This is a genomic window from Vibrio sp. 378 (assembly GCF_033339435.1).
The window spans coordinates 1-671 of record NZ_JAWOUO010000619.1 but is presented as its reverse complement, the minus strand read 5'-3'; the positions used below and the strand labels follow the sequence as shown (position 1 = coordinate 671).

Annotated in this window: 1 pseudogene; it reads left to right on the top strand. The window is 44.4% G+C overall.

Annotation, left to right across the window (positions count from 1 at the left end):
* A pseudogene (locus R7Q48_RS27890) lies at positions 1-671 on the top strand (lytic murein transglycosylase); the annotation flags it as partial.

Genomic DNA, 671 nt, shown 5'->3' with positions numbered 1-671 from the left:
GTTGTTGGCGTTTGATGCTCGTAACGGTAGTTTGATGGCTTATTTGCAAAAGCTACCAAGCTCTGCAAAAGCGAAACAACAAGCGCAAGAAATGAAAGCGTTGTTTGATAAACCTGCGACGGTGGCTGAGTTTGCTAAGAAAAAGCCAGCCAATGACTTTTATCGTGCTCAGAGTGAATATGCGTTAGAAAAGCTAGCTCGCATGGATGTCAATCAAGCTCAAAAAGCGTATGCGCAAGTTGTGAAAGGACAAAAATTCTCAGCAGAAAAAGCCCAAGCACTTGCGGACTACATTGCGATTCGTCTGATTCGTACTGAATCCGATTCACTAGCCAAATGGCGAGATGATAAGACGAAAACCAGTAAAAATGTCGCTTTGATCGAAAATCGTATCCGTCTAGCAATTCAAAATGCAGATTGGAAAGGTGTTCAACAGTGGATTGCCGTGCTCAACAAAGATGAGCAAGCCTCGCTTCGCTGGCAATATTGGTTAGGTCGAAGTGAGATTGCGCTGGGTGATGATATTGCAGGCAAACAGCGATTGGCGACCTTAGTTGGTCAGCGCAATTTCTACAGCGTGGCTGCGGCGAATGCGATTGGTCAGTCAATCAAATATCCATCTCATCGTATTAAGCTCGATACTAAGGTTATTCACCCGTATCAAAACTCTC